This is a genomic window from Mesorhizobium sp. B2-9-1 (assembly GCF_006439455.1).
Lineage (GTDB): Bacteria > Pseudomonadota > Alphaproteobacteria > Rhizobiales > Rhizobiaceae > Mesorhizobium.
In genome coordinates this window covers 19755-35256 of record NZ_VFTP01000002.1, presented here as the reverse complement: position 1 = coordinate 35256, position 15502 = coordinate 19755, and the positions used below count along the sequence as shown (strand labels likewise).

The following is a 15502-nucleotide window of genomic DNA, read 5'->3' as shown; positions in this document are numbered from 1 at the left end:
GGCAGACTCTGACGGCGCCGTTTTTTGCGCCGCACAATGCATAAAACTACAGGTCTGCTGCAACGGGGCTTCTAGTCTCTACCTTTCCAACTGCTCATTTTGGCGGCGGGTGGAAGGTCGACCGGGCGACGGTGAGGGTCGCTTGGTCCGAGGACCTGCCGCTTTCGCGAGTGTTCCTGGAGGAGAAAACCAATGAAATCAAACCGGCTCGCTGCCAGCCTCGGTGCAGCTTTCGTGCTTACCGCTTCCGTTTCAACCGCAGCACTGGCGCAAGCGCCGGTCTGCTCGGCGCCGGTCAAGGTGCTGGCGCAGCCACGCGACGGGCTGACGCTTCTGGAGGACTCCAAGGACGAGTTCAAGAAGCTGTCCGGCGCCTCGTTCCAGATCGACTACCTCAACGAGAACGACCGCCGCGCCAAGTCGCGCGCGGACGCCTCGACCGTCGGCAACTACAATGTCTATTATGTCGACGAGGCCAACGTCGCGCTGTTCGCCTCCTCGGGCTGGATCGCGCCGCTGACCGATTATTATCCGGCTGAATACGATTTCGCCGATTTCGATCCGGGCCGCCAGAAGGTCGCCACCTATGACGGCAAGGTCTGGTTCGCGCCGTTGACCGGCGGCGGCGACCTGATGGTCTACCGCAAGGACGTGCTCGAGGCCGCCGGCATCCAGCCGCCCAAGACGCTGGACGAGCTGATCGCCGACGTGCCGAAGCTGACCAATGCCGACAAGGGCGTGTACGGCATCGCGCTGCGCGGCGCGCGCGGCTCGGGCGCCAATGTCTGGCGCTGGATGCCTTTCTTCAAGGCCTATGGCGGCAAGTGGTTCGACGGCGACAAGCCGGCTTTCAATTCGGACGCCGCAGTGAAGGCGACGGAAACCTATCTCAAGCTGTTCAAGGACTCGGCCCCCGGCACGCAGACCGGCAGCTGGGATGAATCGACCGGCGCCTTCCTCTCCGGCCAGGTCGCCATCCTCGTCGAATCGACGCCGCTGTCGGGCATGGCGGTGGACCCGAAGACCTCGCAGGTGGTCGGCGAGGTCGGCTTCCTGCCGCCGCCCTCGCCGCTGCCGGGCGGCGGCTACGGGCATGGCCTTGCCATCGGCACCAAGGCCAATGCGGATGACGCCGCGAAGAAATGCGCCGGCCTGTTCATCGCCTGGGCGACCTCGAAGGAGAATGAGAAGCGCCGGCTCGATGCGCATCAGTTCGGCGAGCTCAACCGCACCAGCGTCCTCTCCAGCAAGGAATTCGCCGACATCTACGGCGCCGACCTCGGCAAGGCGCTGGCCGACACCGGCAAGGTGACGGCGGTGAACTTCTGGCAGGATCCGCGCTGGCCGGATCTCGGCGACCGCTGGGGTATCATCCTCGAGGAACTGGTCACCGGCACCCGCACCGACATCAAGGGCGGCCTCAACGAGCTCGAGGCCTATGCCAACGAGCTGGTGAAGAAGAAGTAATCCTCCCGCTCGCGGCGCGCGGTTCTCGGCATTCGTCCGAATGCCGGAACCTGCGCGCCGCGGGACCTTCACCACACAGCAGTAAAAATCCGAGGACAGGCAATGCGCCGACGTTCTTCCCTGCCGGTCACATTTCTGGTTCCTACCCTCGCCATCCTTCTGGTGCTGTCGATGGTGCCGACGCTCTATGCCATCGTCATCGCCTTGCAGAACCGCGAGCTGAGCACGACCGGTTACTCCTGGGTGTGGTTCTCGAACTTCGCCGATCTCTTCCTCGACCGCCGCTTCCTCAACGCCGTCTGGGTTTCGGTGAAATGGGAGGTCGTCACCGTGGTGGCGACAATGGTGGTGGCGATTGGACTGGGCGTGCTGATGTTCGAGGTCGCCGGCCCGCGCCTGCGCAATTTCTATTGCCTTTTGTTCATCATCCCGGTGCTTTTGCCGCGCGTCTCGGCCGCCTTCGTATGGAAGTTCGCCTATCATCCGCTCTACGGTATCGCCACCTATCCCTACCGGCTGATCACCGGCGGGCTGATCTTCGATCCGCTGTCGAAGCCCGCCACCGCATTGTTCGCCGTCGCTTCGGTGGACGTCTGGCAATGGGGGCTGTTCTTCGCCGTCATCGTGCTGAAGCTGCTTAAAACCTTGCCGCCGCAGCCGATCGAGGCGGCCAGGCTCGACCACGCCAAGCGTTGGCAGATCCACGCCTATGTCACCTTGCCGATGCTGAAAGCGCCGCTGATCAGCCTGATGTTCGTCAAGATGATCGAGTCGCTGCGCTCCTTCGACCTGATCTATGTGATGACGCGCGGCGGGCCGGGCGTCGCGACCGAAACGCTCGACATGTACGCCTTCTCGCAAGGCTTCATCGAGTCCGGCAAGGTCTCCTACGCATCGGCCATGGCGGTGCTGATGATGATCGCGACGGTCATCACCTTCACCATGCTGTGGAAGCGGGTGCAGGCATGAAGCCATATCCGACAAGACCGGGCCGCCTGGTCGCCAAGGCCATCCTGGCGCTGGCCGGGTTCCTGGCCGTGTTCCCGCTTCTGTGGACGGCGCTCAACGCGCTGAAGAACAATGTCGACATCATCACGCGCGTGCCGAAGGTGATATTCACGCCGACGCTCGCCAACATAAGCTACATCCTCGGCCGCGACAGCGTGCTGACCGGGCTCTACAACTCGGTCGTCGCCTGCGGTTCGGCGGTGCTGATCGGCGTCGTGCTCGGCTTGCCGGCGGCCTATGCGGTGGCGCGCTATCCCAACCGCTTCGCCGGCGACATCCAGTTCTTCGTCCTGTCGCTGCGTTTCCTGCCGCCGGTGGCGGTGGCGATCCCGCTGATGGTGATCTGGCTGCAGGTTGGCCTCTACGACACTTTGCCGGCGCTGATCGTCACCTATTCGCTGCTCACCATATCGGTGATCATGTGGCTCGCGATTCCTGCCTTCCAGGGCGTGCCTAAGGAGATCGAGGAAGCCGCCTTCGTCGACGGTTACGGCGCTTATGCCGTGTTCTGGCGGATCGCGCTTCCCGTCGCGGCGCGCTCGCTGATCGGCGCCATCGCCTTCAGCTTCGTGCTGGTCTGGAACGAGTTCCTGATCGCGCTGATGCTGTCGAGCTCCAACGCCAAGACGCTGCCGATCGTGGCTTCCGAGCTCTCCCAGCAAGGCATGAACGTGCCGTGGGGGATTCTCAATGCCTCGGTCGTGCTTCTGTCGCTGCCGCCGCTTTTGTTCCTCGGCGTTTTGAGCGGCTTCCTGAATTCCGTTTTCCGGCAAAAGAAAAGTTGATGCGAGGATACCCGATGCGGGCACTGGTGCTTGAGAAAAAAGGCGAACTGTCGCTGCGCGAGATCGCGCTGCCGCAAGACGTCGGACCGGACGACGTCAGGATCGCCATCCACACGGTCGGCGTCTGCGGCAGCGACGTGCATTACTACACGCACGGCGCCATCGGCAGCTACATAGTTCGCGAGCCCATGGTGCTCGGCCATGAAGCGTCAGGCACGATCGTTGAGGTCGGCGCCAATGTCACGAACCTGAAGGTCGGCGACCGCGTCTGCATGGAGCCAGGCGTGCCGAACCTTTCGTCGCGCGCGACGAAGCTCGGCATCTACAATGTCGACCCGGACGTCCGCTTCTGGGCAACGCCGCCGGTGCATGGCGTGCTCGCGCCCTACGCCGTCCATCCGGCGGCCTTCACCTACAAGCTGCCGGATAATGTCTCCTTCGCCGAGGGCGCGATGGTCGAGCCCTTTGCCATCGGCATGCAGGCGGCGGCGCGCGCCCGCATCGTGCCCGGCGATGTCGCCGTCGTCGTCGGCTGCGGCCCGATCGGCATCATGATCGCGCTCGCCGCGCTGGCGGGCGGCTGCGCAAAAGTGCTGATCTCGGACTTCTCGGCGCCGAAGCTGGAGATCGCCGCCCAGTATCCCGGCATCGTGTCGGTCAATATCGGCGAGCAGTCGCTGGTCGATGCGGTGCGGGCGGCGACCGACAATTGGGGCGCCGACATCGTGTTCGAGGCGAGCGGCAGCCCGAAGGCCTTCGCCAACCTGTTCGACGTGGTGCGGCCGGGCGGCGCGGTGGTGTTGGTCGGGCTGCCGGTGGAGACTGTCGAGCTCAACGTGCCGGCGGCGATTTCCAAGGAAGTGCGCATCGAGACCGTGTTCCGCTATGCCAACATCTTCGACCGCGCTTTGCAGCTCATCGCCTCCGGCAAGGTCGACCTCAAGCCGCTGATCACCGGCACCTATGATTTCTCCGAGAGCATCAAGGCGTTCGAGCGCGCAGCGCAAGGCAGGCCGCAGGACGTCAAGCTGCAGATCCTGCTGACCGGCGAGAAGGGATAAGGATGTCCGCGATCGTTTGCTCCCATGTCGACAAGGCCTATGGCGCCACGACCGTCATCCGCGACCTCAACCTCGCGATCGAAGAGCATGAGTTCGTCGTGTTCCTCGGTCCGTCCGGCTGCGGCAAGTCCACGCTTCTTCGGATGCTGGCCGGGCTGGAGGACATCAGCGGCGGCGAGGTGTCGATCGGCGGCAAGGTGGTGAACGATCTCGAGCCCGGCGACCGCGGCATCGCCATGGTGTTCCAGAACTATGCGCTCTATCCGCATATGACCATCTTCGACAACGTCGCATTCGGACTGAAGCGGCAGAAGGTACCGGCGGCCGAGATCAAGAAGCGGGTCGAGGCAGTTTCCAGGACACTTGGGCTGGAACCCTATCTCGGCCGCAAGCCGACCGAGCTTTCCGGCGGCCAGCAGCAGCGCGTGGCGATCGCGCGCGCCATGATCAAGACGCCGAAAGTGTTCCTGTTCGACGAGCCGCTCTCCAATCTCGATGCCAAGCTGCGCAACCATATGCGCGTCGAGATCGCCAGGCTGCACCAATCGCTGAAGACCACCACCGTCTATGTCACGCACGACCAGCTCGAGGCGATGACGCTGGCCGACCGCATCGTGCTTCTGAAGGACGGCGTGATCGAGCAGATCGGCTCGCCGGCGGAGATCTATCGCCGCCCGGGCAATCTGTTCGTGGCCGGCTTCATCGGAACGCCGAACATGAATTTCATCGAGGTGACGGTCGGCAAGGGCAAGGATGGCTGGACGCTGACCGGCGCGGGGACAGTGCTGTCGCTGCAGGGCGGCGACTTCAACCTACGGCATGGCGATCGCGTGATGCTCGGCATCCGGCCTCCAGATCTGAAGACGGCGCAAGCCGGCGCAGCAAACCTGCTGCAAGGCACCGCCGATCTCATCGAATTCCACGGCAATGACGCGCTGGTGACCTTCGGCTCCGGCGGCAAGGAGATCAGCGCGCTGGTGCCGGCGCGCGAATGCCCGGAGTTGCGCGCGCCGGTGCGCTACAGCTTCGACGAGGAAAGCATTCACCTGTTCGACGCGACGTCGGGCGCGTCGTTGCGCAAGCAGTAGGGCGATGTTCCAGCGTCAGCGGATCGCGTCGAGCGCCTGCCGCTGGCGATGCATTTCGAGGAAGATCCGGTAGTCGCGGTCGAAGCGGGCGCCGGCTTGCTTGTTGGGCGCGCGGATCTTGCCGCCTTGCTGCATGGCTACGCAGGCCGCGTTGAGGTCGCGATAGAGTCCGGCGGCGGTCGCCGCCACCATGCCGGTACCGAGCAGCACCGCCTCGTCGGCCAGCGGCTCGACCACGGTGCAGCCGGTGGCATCGGCGTAGAGCTCCATCAAAAGCGGGTTCTTGGTGTGGCCGCCGGTGACATGCAGCGTGTCGATCAGGTAGCCGTTCTCGTTCAGCGCCTCGAGCACATGGCGCACGCCGAGCGCAATGCCGACGGCGGTGCGCCAGTAGAGCTTGCACAGGCTGTCGAAGGAGGAGTCGAGCGTCAGGCCGCTGATGACGCCGACGGCGTGCGGGTCGGCGAGCGGCGAACGGTTGCCGTGGAAATCCGGCAGCACGTGCAGTCTTGCCGCCAGCGCATCGCCATCTTCGGCGCGCAGCTCGGCGACGCGCCGAGCGATCTTCGTATGCATGGCCGCGTCCGGCTCGCCGCCGGCGCCATGCCAGCGGATGATGTGGTCGAGCAACGCGCCGGTGGCCGACTGGCCGCCTTCAGACAGCCACAGCGTCGGCAATGCGGCGCCGAAATAGGGGCCCCAGACGCCGGCAAAGGGCTGCGGGTCGGGCGACATGGCCATGACGCAGGACGATGTGCCGGCAATCAGCGCCAGATGCCGGCTGATGTTCCTCTCGTCGCCGGCAAAACCGCCCAAAACGCCGAGCGCGCCGGCATAGGCATCGATGACGCCGGCCCCCACCCGGCATTTTTCGGTCAGGCCGAGCTCGGCGGCGGCCTTCGTCGTCAGCGGACCGATATCGGCGCCGACCGGGCTTGCTTTTTCCGGCAGATTGCCATGCTCGAAAAGATCGTCGAGGCCGACCAACTCGAAGAAATCACGCCGCCAGCTTTTTTCCTCATGCGCGAGATAGGTCCATTTCGCCGTCAGCGTGCATTGCGAGCGGGCGAGCGAGCCGGATGCCTTCCAGGTCAGGAAATCGGCAAGGTCGAATAGATAGCCGGCTTCATTCCATGTCCTCGGCAGATGACGCTTCAGCCACATCAGCTTCGGCGTTTCCATCTCCGGCGACATCACGCCGCCGATATAATCGAGCACGGCGTGACCGCTTGCGGTGCATTCATCGGCCTCGGCGATGGCGCGGTGATCGAGCCAGACCATCGTGTCCCAGCGCTTCTCGCCGGTGACCGAGACGCTGAGCTGGCCGCCTTGCCTGTCGCGCGCGACCAGCGAGCAGGTCGCGTCGAAAGAGATTCCGGCGATATCGCCGGCGGCGACGCCGGATTTTTGGAGCGCGGACCGCACGGATTTGCACACCGCCGACCAGATATCTTCCGAATCATGCTCGGCGTGATCGGGCTTGGGCTGATGCATGGCGATCGGATGATCGGCGCGGCCGAGCAGGTTGCCGCGCGCGTCGAGAATGCCCGCGCGGGCGCTCCCGGTGCCGACATCGACCGCGCAAACGAAACTCTTGATCAAGATGCTTTTTCTCTCGCTCCCAGGCCTGCAATCAAATCGGGCAATTGCAGCATGTCAGCGAATATAAAGTCCGGTTCCGTCGACGCAAGCCGCGCCTTGAGGGCGGGGTTGGAAGCATGCGAGCCGCCGGTGAAGGCAAACACGCGCATCCCCGCCGCGCGGGCGGCGGCGACGCCGGCGGGGCTGTCCTCGATGACCAGGCACTCGCGCGGATGCGCCCGCATGCTGGAGGCGGCGTGGAGGAAGAGGTCGGGCGCCGGCTTGCCGCGTTCGACCATGCTGGCGCTGAACAGATGCGGCTCCAGTAGCGGAAGCAGGCCGGTGACGTCGAGCGCATAGCGGATGCGCTCCAGCGTGCCGGACGAGGCGACGCAGAAGGGCCGGCCGAGCTTCGGCAGCAGTTCCTTGACGCCGGGAATCGGCTTCAACTCCTCGCGGAATTTGCGCATCAGGTCGACGCGCATGGCGGTCAGATGCCGGTCGCTGATCTCGAGCCCGAAATCGCGGCCGAGGATCTCGCGTACGCTCTTCATGCTCTTGCCCAGGAAATGCTCGTAGGCGGCGTCCTCGCTGACCGTGCCGCCGGCCAGCTCGATCATGCCGAGCAGCGCCGAGACGGAAAGCGCCTCGCTGTCGACCAGCACGCCGTCACAGTCGAAGATGACCAGTTCCGGCGTCATGGCTGCTGCGTCCGGCGCTTTCAGAGCTTGCCGGCGAGGTAACGCGTCAGGGTTTCGCGCGCGCCGTGCGCCCACAGGACCCTCAAGGCGTGGGCGAAGGCCTCGGCGAAGACGGACGAGCGGCCGACATCGCCATAGATGTCCTCCATCGCCAGCCAGGCCTTCGGATCGTCCTTGGCCGCCTTCGCGGTCGCCTGCATGCGGTCCCAGCTCGGGTCGTTCGGCTCGATAACGGCGCCGCTGTCGGTGGTGCCGAAGCAATAGCGGCACCACAGGGCCGATTCCAGCGCGAGGCCGGCGGCGCCGTCGCCCGTCTTCAGCCGGTCGGCGATCGTCGGGATAATGAATTTCGGCTGACGGTTGGAGCCGTCGAGGCAAAGCCGGCGGATGGTGTCGCCGATCTTGGGATTGGAGAAGCGCCGCTCGATGAGCTGATAGTAGTCCTCCAGATCCGTATCCGGCACCGGCGGCACGGTCGGGATGATCTCGTCATGCTCGAGCTTCGACAGGAAGGCGCGCACCAGCGGCTCCTGCATGGCTTCATGCACGAAATGGATGTCCATCAGCCCGGCCGGATAAGCGATCGTGGCGTGACCGCCATTGAGGATGCGTATCTTCATCAGCTCGTAAGGCGAGACGTCCTTGACGAATTGCACGCCGACCTTTTCCAACGCTGGGCGGCCGGCGGTGAAACGGTCCTCCAGCACCCATTGCTTGAACGGCTCGCAGAACACCGGCCAATTGTCCTCCAGCCCGAAATCGTCGGCGAGGATCTTGCGCTCGCGGTCGGTGGTGGCCGGGGTGATGCGATCGACCATGCCATTCGGGAAGGCGACCTTGTCCTCCACCCATTTGGCGAGGTCCTCGTCGATCAGCCGCGCAAGGCCGATGACGCCGTCGGAGGTGACATGGCCGTTATGGGGGATGTTGTCGCAGGACATGACGGTGAACGGCACCACGCCGTCGGCCCGCCGGCGCAACAGCCCGGCAAGGATGATGCCGAAAACGGTCTTAGGCACAGCGCCCGGCTGTGCGTCGGCGACGATATCGGGATGGGCCGGGTTGAACTTGCCGGAAGCCGGGTCGATGAAATAGCCGCCCTCGGTGATGGTCAGCGACACGATCTTGATCGCCGGATCGGTAAGCCGCTCGATGGTCGCAGCCGCGTCGCCGGGCATCAGGAAATCGATCATGGCGCCGGTGACGCGGGCGCTCATGTGACCCTGATCCTGCTCGACCACCGTGGTCAGCCAATCCTGCTCTTCAAGCTTCGAGCGGCCGATCTTCTCGCCTTCGAACACGCCGGCGCCGATCAGCGCCCAGTCATGGCCCTCGCCGGTGCCGAACAGGTCGTCGAGATAGACCGCCTGATGCGAGCGGTGGAAGTTGCCGACGCCGAAATGGACGATGCCCGCCTTCAGGGTGGAGCGGTCATATTTCGGGCCGGCGACCTTAGCCGGCAGCATGGCGAGGTTCGAGGAAGAGAGTCTTACGGTCATCTCATTTACCCTTTGGCCGATCTGCAGCCCGACTGTTCCGCCTCCTTCGGAGGGCGAGGATGAGGGGCAACACCCGGTATTCCAGTATGCTGCCCCTCACCTGCCCCATGGCGTCTTCTCCGGAGGAAAGAAGAGAAGCGCCTCCCCCTCAGCTCATCCATTGGCCGCCGTCGACATTGTAGGTCTGGGCGACTATGTATTCGGCCTCGTCGCTGGCGAGGAACACGGCCATGCCGGCGAGATCCTCCGGCTTGCCCATGCGGCCGTAAGGCACGCCTTCGCCGACCAGCCGCTTCTTCTCGCCCCTGGGCCGGTTCTCATATTTTGCGAAGAGCGCATCGACCTGGTCCCACATGTCGCTGTCGACGACACCCGGCGCGATGCCGTTGACGTTGATGCGATGCTTGATCAGGTCGAGTCCGGCCGATTGGGTGAGCGAGATGACGGCGGCCTTGGTGGCGCAGTAGACCGCGACCAGCGGCTCGCCGCGCCGGCCGGCCTGGCTCGCCATGTTGATGATCCTGCCGCCTTTGCCACGTGCGATCATCGAACGGGCAGCCGCCTGCAGCATGAACAGCGTGCCGGCGACATTGACGGAAAACAGTTTTTCGTAGCTCGCCCTCGTGATCTCGACGATCGGCGCCAGGTCGAAGATCGCCGCGTTGTTGATCAGCACGTCGAGCCCGCCGGTCTTGGCCTCGACCGCCTTCACCGCAGCCTCGATCGAAGCCTGGTCGGTAACGTCGAGCCGGACTGCGGAAGCGGCGGAACCGATCGCTTTCGCCGTCGCTTGCGCGGCTTCCAGGTCGATGTCGGCAATCGCCACCGTCGCGCCTTCGCGGACATAGGCTTCGGCGAAGGCCCTGCCGATGCCGCGCGCCGATCCGGTGATCAGCGCCGATTTGCCTTTCAACCTCACTGCACCAGCGCCTTGCCGTCGGCACCGAAGCGGTGGAGCTTGGTCTTGTCGGGGGTCAGGTAGACGGTGTCGCCATGCCTCACCGCAACCTCGCCGTCGGCCCGCACATTGACGGTGCCGATGCCGTCCGCCTGGACGTGCAGGAAGGTGTCGGAGCCGAGATGCTCGGCAACGCCCACCGTCGCCTTCCAGTCGCCGGCCGTGGTCGAGATGTTGAGATGCTCGGGCCGGATGCCGATGGTCTTGGCGCCATATTTGTCGGCCGGCGCGCCTTCGATGAGGTTCATCTTGGGCGAGCCGATGAAACCGGCGACGAAGAGGTTCTTCGGCGTCTTGTAAAGCTCCATCGGCGAGCCGACCTGCTCTATATTGCCGGCATTGAGCACGACGATCTTGTCGGCCATGGTCATGGCTTCGACCTGGTCATGGGTGACGTAGATCATCGTCGTCTTCAGCTGATGGTGCAGCTCGCTGATCTCCAGGCGCATGGTGCCGCGAAGCGCGGCATCGAGGTTGGACAACGGCTCGTCGAACAGGAAAGCCGAAGGCTGGCGCACGATGGCGCGGCCGATGGCGACGCGCTGGCGCTGGCCGCCGGACAGCTGGCCTGGGCGGCGCTCGAGATAATTGGTGAGGTTGAGGACACGCGCGGCGTCCTTCACCTTCTTGTCGATGGTCGCCTGGTCCTCGCCGGCCATCTTCAACGGGAAGGCGATGTTCTTGGCGACCGTCATATGCGGGTAGAGCGCATAGGACTGGAACACCATGGCAAGCTTGCGCTTGGCCGGCGCCTCGCGGGTGACGTCGCGGCCGTCGATGCTGATGGTGCCGCCGCTGGTGTCCTCGAGCCCGGCGATCAGCCTGAGCAGCGTGGACTTGCCGCAACCCGATGGGCCGACGAACACGACGAACTCGCCGTCCTCGATGTTGAGGTCGATGTCCGGAATGATCACCGTCGACCCGAAGGACTTGGAGACGTTCTTGAGCGTGATGTTTCCCATGGCTTCCTCCCGGGGATGGTCTTCGTCGTCCGCCGCTTGGGCGTTGTTACTTCACGGCGCCGAAGGTGAGGCCGCGCACCAGCTGCTTCTGGCTGAACCAGCCCATGATCAGGATCGGCGCGATCGCCAGCGTCGAGGCCGCCGACAGCTTTGCCCAGAACAGGCCTTGCGGACTGGAGAAGGAGCTGATGAAGGCCGTCAGCGGGGCGGCATTGGTGGTGGTTAGCCGGATGGTCCAGAACGCCTCATTCCAGGCCAGGATGATGTTGAGCAGCATGGTCGAGGCGATGCCGGGCACCGCCATCGGCGTCAGCACATAGATGATCTCGTTCCACAGCGAGGCGCCGTCCATGCGCGCCGCCTCGAGGATCTCGCCCGGGATCTCGCGGAAGTAGGTGTAAAGCATCCAGACCACGATCGGCAGGTTGATCAGCATCAGCATCACGGTGAGGCCGATGCGGCTGTCGAGCAGGCCGGTGTCGCGGAAGATCAGGTAGATCGGGAACAGCACCGCGACGGCCGGCATCATCTTGGTGGACAGCATCCACATCAGGATGTCCTTGGTGCGCTTGGTCGGCGAGAAGGCCATAGACCATGCAGCCGGGACCGCGATCAGCAGCGCCAGGATGGTCGAGCCGACCGAGAGGATCACCGAGTTCAGGAAGAACTTGAAATAACCGCTCTGCGCCTGCACCTCGGCGTAGCTTTCCGTGGTGCCGGACGGGATCAGGGCAAAGCCCTGGATCGCCTCCTGCTCGGACTTGAACGAGGTGATGATCGTGTAAAGGATCGGAAAGAAGATTAGCAGGGCGACGATCCAGGCCGCGGCCGTGGCAATGGTCTTGTGCTGGGTGGTGACTGCGCGTGCCATCTTGTCCTCCCTATTTGTCGAGGTTCTTGCCGACGGCGCGCATGGCGAAGAAGGCAACGATGTTGGCGAGAATGACGGCGATCACGCCACCGGCGGAGGCCTGGCCGATTTTGAACTCCAGCAGCGCCTTCTGATAGACGAGGAAGGGCAGGTTGGTGGAGGCGTAGCCCGGGCCGCCATTGGTGGTGACCAGTATCTCGGCATAGATCGAGAGCAGGAAGATCGTCTGGATCAGGATCACGACGGTGATGGCGCGCGACATGTGCGGCAGCGTCAGATACCAGAAGCGGCTGAGGAAGCCGGCGCCGTCCATCTCGGCCGCCTCCTTCTGCTCGCCGTCGAGCGACTGCAGGGACGTCAACAGGATCAGCGTTGCGAAGGGCAACCATTGCCAGGCGACGATGATGATCACCGCCGTCAGCGGGTGCTGCCCGAACCAGTCGATCGGCTGGGCGCCGAAGAAGCGCGCAATGTCGGCGAAGACGCCATATTGCGGGTGCATGATCATGTTCTTCCAGACCAGCGCCGCGACCGGCGGCATGACGAAGAACGGCGAGATGACCAGGATGCGCACGATCCCCTGGCCCCAGATCGGCTGATCGAGCAGCAGCGCAAGAAGAATGCCGCCGATGATGGTGATCAGCAGGACCGCCACGACGATGGTCAGCGTGTTGAGAATGGCGGCGAAGAAGGCCGGATTGTCGTAGAACAGCTTGTAGTTGGAGAGACCGACGAAGCCATCGCGGATCGGGTTCAGCGGATTGTATTGCAGGAACGAGAACCACAGCGTGAACAGCAACGGCACGATCATCCAGACGAACAGCAGGATCACCGATGGCGCCATCATGAAACGGGCAAGCGAACGGGTTTGCTGAGTAGCCATGACGGTCACCCTCCCAATGTCAGCCGGATTTTCAGCGTTGTGCCAGAATTTTCCCGATTTTGAAGGGTGGCCGCCCGAACTGGGTTTCGGGCGGCCCCTTGCCGGTCATGATGGGCGACCGGCGTTCGGCACCGGGAGGAGCCTTACTTGATGTAGCCGCCTTCGGTCATCGTCGCGGTGGCGGCGTCCTGAGCCTGCTTGAGCGCGTCGTCGACGCTCGACTGGCCGGCAAGGGCGGCCGAGAAGAGCTGGCCGACAGTGGTGCCGAGGCCCTGGAATTCAGGAATGGCGACGAACTGCACGCCGACATAGGGCACCGGCTTGACCGTCGGATGCGTCGGGTCGGCGGCGTTGATGGAATCCAGGGTCATCTTCGCGAACGGCGCCGCCTTCTGGTATTCCGGATTGGCGTAGAGCGAGGAGCGTGTTCCAGGCGGAACGTTGGCCCAGCCTTCCTTGGAAGCGACCAGCTCGGCATAATGCTTGCTGGTTGCCCAGGAGACGAACTTCTCGGCGGCATCGGCCTTCTGGGTGCCGGCGGGGATCGCCAGCGACCATGCCCACAGCCAGTTGCCGCGCTTGCCGAGGCCATTGTCGGGCGCCAGCGCGTAGCCGACCTTGTCGGCGACCTGCGAGGCCTTCGGATCGGAGACGAAGGACGCCGCGACGGTGGCGTCGATCCACATGCCGCACTTGCCCTGCTGGAACAGTGCCAGGTTCTCGTTGAAGCCGTTGGACGAAGCGCCTTCCGGACCGTCGGCCTTCATCAGGTCGACATAGAACTGCAGCGTGTTCTTCCATTCCGGCTGATCGAACTGCGGCTTCCAGTTCTCATCGAACCAGCGGGCGCCGAAGGAGTTCGACATGGCGGTGAGGAAGGCCATATTCTCGCCCCAGCCGGCCTTGCCGCGCAGGCACACGCCGTTCACGCCGTTGGCGCGGTCGGTCATCTTGTCGGCGGCCTGCTTGATGAAGTCCCAGGTCGGCGCGTCGGGCATCTTCAAGCCCGCTTTCTCCATCAGGTCCTTGCGGTACATGACGAAGGAGCTCTCGCCGTAGAAGGGCGCGGCATAGAGCTTGCCGTCGACCGAAAGGCCGCCGGCGATGGCCGGGATGATGTCCTTGACGTCATAGTCGTCGCCGAGCTTGTCGAGCGGCAGGAGCCAGCTCTGCTTCGCCCAGATCGGAACCTCGTAGGTGCCGATGGTCATGACGTCGTACTGGCCGCCCTTGGTGGCGATATCGGTCGTGACGCGCTCGCGCAGCACGTTCTCTTCAAGCGTAACCCAGTTGAGCTGGATGTCGGGGTTGGCCTTGGTGAAGTCGTCCGTCAGCTTCTGCATGCGGACCATGTCGCCATTGTTGACGGTGGCGATGGTGATGGATTCGGCATGCGCGGCGAAAGCGAGGGCGCTGGCCGACAACAGGCCCAGGGTGAGCGTGCGAAGTTTCATCAAATTCCTCCCATAAACCAAGATGAGCATTTGCCTTGGCTATGGGCAATTACTCACTTGGCTTGAATTATGTCAACCCTGAATCTGTGCTGCAGCGCAGCAGAAATGACGCCGCGCGCCCCGGTCGGGTGACGCGCCGGTACCCTTGGCAGGAGGACGGTGAGGGCGATTGGCTTACGGGCAGGCGATCTCGGCCAGGAGCCAGTCGCGGAAGGCGCGGATCTTCGGAACGTTGCGGCGCGCCGTCGGATAGACCAGCCAATAGGCATGGCCATCGTCGCCGACGAGGTCGAAGGGCTGGACCAGGCGACCGTCTGCGATCTCGTTCTTGAACAACGCCCTGGTCAGGATCGCAACACCATGGCCGGCCATGGCCGCGTTCGCTTCATAGGCCTGCGCGCCCATGCTGGAGCCCGGCCGTTTGGCGAGGTCGTGCCCGGTCACGCCGGCGGCCTCGAACCATTGCGTCCACCAGATGTCGCCCGGGTCGAGGATCGGCAGGCGCAACAGGTCCGCCGGCTCCTTGACGCCGCCGATGCTCGCCGCGAGCTTCGGGCTCAGCATCGGCGTGAAATCGGCGTCGAGCAGCTTATGCGCCTCCAGGCCCGGCCATTTGCCGGCGCCGGAGCGGATGGCGAGATCGACATCCTCGCGCGCGAAATCGGTCAGGCGGCTCGACGTGTCGAGCCGCACGGCAAGTGCCGGATGCGCGAGCTGGAACGCGCCCAGATGCTGCGCCAGCCAGTTCGAGGCAAAGGTCAGCACGGTGGTGATGCAGAGCAGGCCGTCGGCGCCGCCGCGCGCCGCGGCATAGGCCTGGCCCAGGATGGCGAAGGCTTCGCTGACGGCGGGCGCCAGGCGCTGGCCAGGCTCGGTCAACTCGATCTGCCGCGGCCGGCGCAGGAACAGCGGCGCGCCGATGCGCTCCTCGAGCAGCTTGATCTGGTAGCTCGCAGCCGCCTGGGTCATGCCCAGCTCCTGCGCGGCCTTGGTGAAGGACAGGTGCCTGGCCACCGCCTCGAACACCCGGATCGCCTGCAGCGGCGGCAGGGGCGCAAGCTGCGGAGAGCTGAGATCGGGCATAAGGCCTCCTTATGGGTCATGATCGAGGTTTGATTGGAAGCACGAACCGGCCAGACCGATATTTGGGGTCGACGGTCAATCCAGTTCAAGCGCCAGAGCGC

The 15502-nt window shown here is 64.3% G+C and carries 14 protein-coding genes; 5 read left to right on the top strand and 9 right to left on the bottom strand.

Annotation, left to right across the window (positions count from 1 at the left end; translation table 11 throughout):
* Nucleotides 1-192: 192 nt before the first annotated feature.
* From FJW05_RS04430 to ugpC, 5 genes are all read left to right on the top strand, one after another.
* Nucleotides 193-1467, top strand: a complete 1275-nt coding sequence (locus tag FJW05_RS04430) for an extracellular solute-binding protein (RefSeq protein WP_140628345.1) — start codon at nucleotides 193-195, stop codon at nucleotides 1465-1467.
* 102 nt (nucleotides 1468-1569) lie between these two features.
* Nucleotides 1570-2436, top strand: a complete 867-nt coding sequence (locus tag FJW05_RS04425; RefSeq protein WP_140628343.1) for a sugar ABC transporter permease — start codon at nucleotides 1570-1572, stop codon at nucleotides 2434-2436.
* Nucleotides 2433-3260, top strand: coding sequence for a carbohydrate ABC transporter permease (locus FJW05_RS04420; RefSeq protein ID WP_181164848.1), 828 nt, complete (start codon nucleotides 2433-2435; stop codon nucleotides 3258-3260). The genes FJW05_RS04425 and FJW05_RS04420 overlap by 4 nt, the downstream gene beginning before the upstream one ends.
* Before the next feature lie 14 nt (nucleotides 3261-3274).
* On the top strand, nucleotides 3275-4321 hold the full coding sequence (locus FJW05_RS04415) for an NAD(P)-dependent alcohol dehydrogenase (protein WP_140628339.1): 1047 nt from the start codon (nucleotides 3275-3277) through the stop codon (nucleotides 4319-4321).
* A 2-nt stretch (nucleotides 4322-4323) separates the two neighbouring features.
* The gene (gene ugpC / locus FJW05_RS04410; RefSeq protein WP_140628336.1) at nucleotides 4324-5409 is read left to right on the top strand and encodes a sn-glycerol-3-phosphate ABC transporter ATP-binding protein UgpC; all 1086 of its coding nucleotides are present in this window, start codon (nucleotides 4324-4326) and stop codon (nucleotides 5407-5409) included.
* Nucleotides 5410-5424: 15 nt separating this feature from the next.
* Here ugpC and FJW05_RS04405 read toward each other — a convergent pair whose 3' ends face one another.
* The 9 genes from FJW05_RS04405 to gcvA all read right to left on the bottom strand — a co-directional run bounded on the left by FJW05_RS04405 (nucleotide 5425) and on the right by gcvA (nucleotide 15401).
* Nucleotides 5425-7011 carry an FGGY-family carbohydrate kinase gene (locus FJW05_RS04405; protein ID WP_140628333.1) on the bottom strand — a complete coding sequence of 529 codons (1587 nt, stop codon included), beginning with the start codon at nucleotides 7009-7011 and terminating at the stop codon, nucleotides 5425-5427.
* Nucleotides 7008-7691: an HAD family hydrolase gene (locus tag FJW05_RS04400; RefSeq protein ID WP_140628330.1), complete on the bottom strand. Its 684-nt coding sequence runs from the start codon at nucleotides 7689-7691 to the stop codon at nucleotides 7008-7010. Before FJW05_RS04400 ends, FJW05_RS04405 begins: the two co-directional genes overlap by 4 nt.
* 20 nt (nucleotides 7692-7711) lie before the next feature.
* The gene (locus FJW05_RS04395) at nucleotides 7712-9190 is read right to left on the bottom strand and encodes a mannitol dehydrogenase family protein (protein ID WP_140628327.1); all 1479 of its coding nucleotides are present in this window, start codon (nucleotides 9188-9190) and stop codon (nucleotides 7712-7714) included.
* A 148-nt stretch (nucleotides 9191-9338) separates the two neighbouring features.
* Nucleotides 9339-10109: an L-iditol 2-dehydrogenase gene (locus tag FJW05_RS04390; protein ID WP_140628324.1), complete on the bottom strand. Its 771-nt coding sequence runs from the start codon at nucleotides 10107-10109 to the stop codon at nucleotides 9339-9341.
* Entirely contained in the window at nucleotides 10106-11110 is a 1005-nt protein-coding gene (locus FJW05_RS04385) for an ABC transporter ATP-binding protein (RefSeq protein WP_140628321.1), read from the bottom strand. The genes FJW05_RS04390 and FJW05_RS04385 overlap by 4 nt, the downstream gene beginning before the upstream one ends.
* A 46-nt stretch (nucleotides 11111-11156) precedes the next feature.
* Nucleotides 11157-11981, bottom strand: coding sequence for a carbohydrate ABC transporter permease (locus FJW05_RS04380; protein ID WP_140545423.1), 825 nt, complete (start codon nucleotides 11979-11981; stop codon nucleotides 11157-11159).
* Nucleotides 11982-11991: 10 nt separating this feature from the next.
* Nucleotides 11992-12864, bottom strand: coding sequence for a sugar ABC transporter permease (locus FJW05_RS04375; RefSeq protein ID WP_140545422.1), 873 nt, complete (start codon nucleotides 12862-12864; stop codon nucleotides 11992-11994).
* A gap of 143 nt (nucleotides 12865-13007) precedes the next feature.
* Nucleotides 13008-14318 carry a sugar ABC transporter substrate-binding protein gene (locus FJW05_RS04370; protein WP_140628318.1) on the bottom strand — a complete coding sequence of 437 codons (1311 nt, stop codon included), beginning with the start codon at nucleotides 14316-14318 and terminating at the stop codon, nucleotides 13008-13010.
* Between the two features lie 174 nt (nucleotides 14319-14492).
* On the bottom strand, nucleotides 14493-15401 hold the full coding sequence (gcvA, locus tag FJW05_RS04365) for a transcriptional regulator GcvA (RefSeq protein WP_140628315.1): 909 nt from the start codon (nucleotides 15399-15401) through the stop codon (nucleotides 14493-14495).
* Between the last annotated feature and the right edge of the window lie 101 nt (nucleotides 15402-15502).

Excerpts from the sequence above, each read along its gene's own strand:
- FJW05_RS04430 (WP_140628345.1), top strand. The coding sequence starts at position 193 with ATGAAATCAAACCGGCTCGCTGCCAGCCTCGGTGCAGCTTTCGTGCTT.
- FJW05_RS04425 (WP_140628343.1), top strand. The coding sequence starts at position 1,570 with ATGCGCCGACGTTCTTCCCTGCCGGTCACATTTCTGGTTCCTACCCTC.
- FJW05_RS04420 (WP_181164848.1), top strand. The coding sequence starts at position 2,433 with ATGAAGCCATATCCGACAAGACCGGGCCGCCTGGTCGCCAAGGCCATC.
- FJW05_RS04415 (WP_140628339.1), top strand. The coding sequence starts at position 3,275 with ATGCGGGCACTGGTGCTTGAGAAAAAAGGCGAACTGTCGCTGCGCGAG.
- ugpC (WP_140628336.1), top strand. The coding sequence starts at position 4,324 with ATGTCCGCGATCGTTTGCTCCCATGTCGACAAGGCCTATGGCGCCACG.
- FJW05_RS04400 (WP_140628330.1), bottom strand. The coding sequence starts at position 7,691 with ATGACGCCGGAACTGGTCATCTTCGACTGTGACGGCGTGCTGGTCGAC.
- FJW05_RS04395 (WP_140628327.1), bottom strand. The coding sequence starts at position 9,190 with ATGACCGTAAGACTCTCTTCCTCGAACCTCGCCATGCTGCCGGCTAAG.
- FJW05_RS04385 (WP_140628321.1), bottom strand. The coding sequence starts at position 11,110 with ATGGGAAACATCACGCTCAAGAACGTCTCCAAGTCCTTCGGGTCGACG.
- FJW05_RS04380 (WP_140545423.1), bottom strand. The coding sequence starts at position 11,981 with ATGGCACGCGCAGTCACCACCCAGCACAAGACCATTGCCACGGCCGCG.
- FJW05_RS04375 (WP_140545422.1), bottom strand. The coding sequence starts at position 12,864 with ATGGCTACTCAGCAAACCCGTTCGCTTGCCCGTTTCATGATGGCGCCA.
- FJW05_RS04370 (WP_140628318.1), bottom strand. The coding sequence starts at position 14,318 with ATGAAACTTCGCACGCTCACCCTGGGCCTGTTGTCGGCCAGCGCCCTC.
- gcvA (WP_140628315.1), bottom strand. The coding sequence starts at position 15,401 with ATGCCCGATCTCAGCTCTCCGCAGCTTGCGCCCCTGCCGCCGCTGCAG.